Origin of the sequence: Pseudomonas avellanae BPIC 631 (genome assembly GCF_000444135.1) — a bacterium.
Classification (GTDB): Bacteria; Pseudomonadota; Gammaproteobacteria; order Pseudomonadales; family Pseudomonadaceae; genus Aquipseudomonas; species Aquipseudomonas avellanae.
The window spans coordinates 1-3473 of sequence record NZ_ATDK01000325.1; the positions used below are offsets into that span (position 1 = coordinate 1).

4 protein-coding genes are annotated in these 3473 nt (G+C 55.9%); 1 reads left to right on the forward strand and 3 read right to left on the reverse strand.

All coding sequences use genetic code 11. The features are described 5' to 3' along the window. The first annotated feature begins 266 nt into the window (after positions 1-266). Positions 267-995, forward strand: a complete 729-nt coding sequence (locus tag DW49_RS0119725; RefSeq protein ID WP_005617008.1) for an amidotransferase — start codon at positions 267-269, stop codon at positions 993-995. A gap of 59 nt (positions 996-1054) precedes the next feature. On the opposite strand, the gene DW49_RS0119730 is transcribed toward DW49_RS0119725, so the two are convergent. The 3 genes from DW49_RS0119730 to DW49_RS0119740 form a co-directional block, all read right to left on the reverse strand. Then, the gene (locus tag DW49_RS0119730; protein ID WP_005617011.1) at positions 1055-2026 is read right to left on the reverse strand and encodes a magnesium and cobalt transport protein CorA; all 972 of its coding nucleotides are present in this window, start codon (positions 2024-2026) and stop codon (positions 1055-1057) included. Between the two features lie 125 nt (positions 2027-2151). After that, complete coding sequence (locus tag DW49_RS0119735) at positions 2152-2841, reverse strand: crotonase/enoyl-CoA hydratase family protein (RefSeq protein ID WP_005617013.1); 690 nt, start codon at positions 2839-2841, stop codon at positions 2152-2154. Between the two features lie 125 nt (positions 2842-2966). Beyond that, entirely contained in the window at positions 2967-3260 is a 294-nt protein-coding gene (locus DW49_RS0119740; protein ID WP_005617014.1) for a DUF6388 family protein, read from the reverse strand. Between the last annotated feature and the right edge of the window lie 213 nt (positions 3261-3473).

Sequence of the window (3473 nt, forward strand, 5' to 3'; positions counted from 1 at the left end):
TTTTCGAAATAAGTTACCCATAACCTGCAAGCTAAGCTATTGATAAGATTTGAATTTTCCGTTAGTTGGTGGCTGATTTTTTCGAAAACAGTACACTAGACACTTCGATCAAAATCCCTGGCTCTCTACCGTTCGTCCGAGTCAGATTTTTTCTGCGCCTGGATTGCGACAAGCATGCGAAACGGGCCGCTGCTTGATTTGATAAGGTCTTCAAGGCAGGCTTTGCTTCTGAACCACCGTCTTATTACCGCTTCAGGGTCCCATTTATGCCTTTACGCATCTGTATTCTGGAAACCGACAATCTGCGCGCGGAGCTGGTCAAGCAATATCATGGGTACGGTCGAATGTTTGAACTGCTGTTCGCGCGTCAGCCGATTGCTGCAGAGCTGTCGGTATACAACGTGGTGCAGGGAGTTTATCCGCCCGAGGGCGAAAAATTCGACGCTTATCTTGTGACGGGCAGCAAGGCCGATTCGTTTGGCACCGATCCCTGGATTCGGACGCTGAAGGTCTACCTGCTGGAGCTGTACCAGCGTGGCGAAAAGCTGTTGGGTATCTGCTTTGGCCACCAGTTGCTGGCTTTGCTGCTGGGCGGCAAGACCGAGCGTGCGGCGCAAGGCTGGGGAGTTGGCATTCATCATTACCAGTTGGCCCCGGCCAGACCGTGGATGACCCCGGCTATGGACAACCTCACACTATTGATCAGCCATCAGGATCAGGTCACCGCGCTGCCTGAGCAGGCAACGGTAATCGCTTCCAGCGAGTTTTGTCCGTTCGCGGCTTACCACATCAATGATCAGGTGCTGTGCTTTCAGGGCCACCCTGAATTTATCCATGATTTTTCACGGAAACTACTTGATCTTCGCCAGGAGGCGCTCGGCGAGCAGGTTTACAAGCAGGGTGTCGCCAGCCTCGATCATGACCACCACGGCGCTACAGTGGCGGAATGGATGATGCGCTTCGTGGCGCACAAGCCGGACAATCAATCAGCCTGATCCAGGCGCATGGCTTATCGTCATGCGCCCGACCGATTTTCTGAAAGGTAGCGGGGCGGCTACAGCCAGCCAGAGCGCTTGAAGCTGGCAAACAGTGCCGTACAGCCGCCAACGATCACGCCCAGCACGATGAAGTAGCCGTAGTGCCACTTGAGCTCGGGCATGTTCTCGAAGTTCATGCCATAGATGCCGGCAATCGCCGTCGGGAACGCCAGAATGGCGGCCCATCCGGCAAACTTGCGCTGCACGATACTTTGTCGCGAGGACTCCAGCAGCAGGCCTATTTCGATGGTCTGGCTGGCGATGTCACACAGGTTGCCCAGGTCTTCCATCTGCCGCTTCACGTGAATTTCCACGTCACGGAAGTAGGGGCGCATGTTCTTGTCGATAAACGGAAAACTGAGTCGCTGCAGCTCTTCGCCCACTTCCACCATCGGTGCCACGTAACGGCGCATTCGCAACAGATCGCGACGCAGTGCATGAATATGCTGGATATCAGACTCGCGCAGTGAACCGCCGATGACACTCTGCTCCAGCAGCTCAAGCTCGGTGTGAATGGCTTCGGTCACCGGCTGATAGTTCTCGGTAACGAAATCCAGAAGGGCGTAAAGCACGAAGTCTTCGCCGTGTTCCAGCAGCAAAGGCCGCGCTTCGCAGCGCTGACGCACCAGCCCGTAAGACTTTGAATGGCCATTGCGCGAGGTGATGACGTAACCCTTGCCCGCAAAGATATGGGTTTCGATGAACACCAGTTTGCCGTTATCGCGCACCGGCGCGTAGGTCACGATAAACAGCGCATCGCCGAAGGTTTCGAGCTTGGGGCGACTGTGGACTTCCATCGCGTCTTCAAGGGCCAGTTCATGCAGGTTGAACTGCTCCTTGAGGCTGGTCAGCTCATCGGCGCTGGGTTGCTCCAGCCCGATCCAGACAAAGTGCTCGGGCTTTGCGGCCCAGGCAGCGCCTTCATCAAGGGTAATGTCGCGGACTTTTTTGCCTTTGGTGTAAACCGCTGCTGCAACAACTCGACCCATGGTGCTATCGCTTCTTCACTATGTCAGTGGCGCAGAAAATCATGCGCGGTAGCTGATCAGATCGATCAAATGCGTATGAGTTCGCCGATAAACAAAAGCCCGTACCAGCGGGCCTCCGGCGGGTATCAAAGCATGTGTTGGCGGTCTTGCTCAATGGCCGCATCAAGGATGTCGAGCAGACCTTTTCTGACCTTGAGCTTGGTTTTCTTGTGCGCGTTCATGTTGATTTTCTTCAACTGTGCCGCGACGGCAAGCGCGGCACCCTGCAGTTCTTCGACGCTGACCACCTTGTCCAGAAAGCCCGCGGCCATCGCGCCCTCGGGGTCGAACATTTCGGCGTTGATCACCGAGCGATTGAATGCGGATTTACGCAGTCGATCGCGGGCCAGTTCGATACCGGCATGGTGCATGGTCATGCCGATCTGAACTTCGTTGAGCCCGATGCTGAACGGGCCCGCCACACCGATTCGATAATCGGCTGACAGCAGCAAAAAAGCGCCCTTGGCAACGGCATGGCCTGGGCAGGCGACGATGATCGGGAAGGGGTGCGACAGCATGCGCCGCGCCAGGGTGGAGCCCTGAGCAACCAGGTTGATGGCCGCTTCGGCACTTGAGGTCATGACCTTGAGGTCGTAACCGCCCGAGAGAATGCCGGGCTGCCCCGTCACGATCACGATGGCGCGATCCTTTTCGGCCTGATCCAGTGCGGCATTGAACGCAATAATCACGTCCGGGGAAATGGCATTGACCTTGCCGTTGTTCAGGGTCAGCGTAGCGACGCCGTCGTCCAGATGGTACGAGACCAGATCACTCATGACGTGATTCCTTTATTGAAGTGAGCAGACGTTACTCACCCGCACAGAGCAGGTAAAGCGATGACTGAGTGGTCACGCAACAGCTTGCTGTCAAATGACCGATTCGACCGAGACAGCCGTCACGTTCATGGCTGGATTTCATTGAACGCGCAATATTCTTCCCATTCCATACCCAGTGCTTCCGCCACCTGCGCGTGAGCTTCCAGACGCATGCTTTTCAGCTGCTCCGGCGATTCTGCAATCAACTCCAGCGCCAGCTCCCAAGGCTCGATGCCTTGACCCTCGGCCTCGTCCTCGAATGCCCACTGCAGTTGCTGCTTTTGCTCTTTGGGGCTCAGCTCGCTGATTTCATCTTTCAGGGTCGGATGGGTCGCGAGGTATTTCGCCAGCGCAGCCTCGTTCCACTCAAGTGTATTCATGCCGGGTTCCTCAAACGAATTTCAGGGCCATGCTGCGGTTCAAGGCGGCTTGGCGAGACGGCGTGATTGTGAGGGAGCAAGCCATTGATGTCAGCACCTGCTCGCAATAATCGCTAGGGTCTGTTCCCGTTTCGACGTAACCTATTGATCCCTATGAGAACAGGCCCGTATTGTTGGAGTTCTCACACAACACCAATACGAGCCTGCAATGCC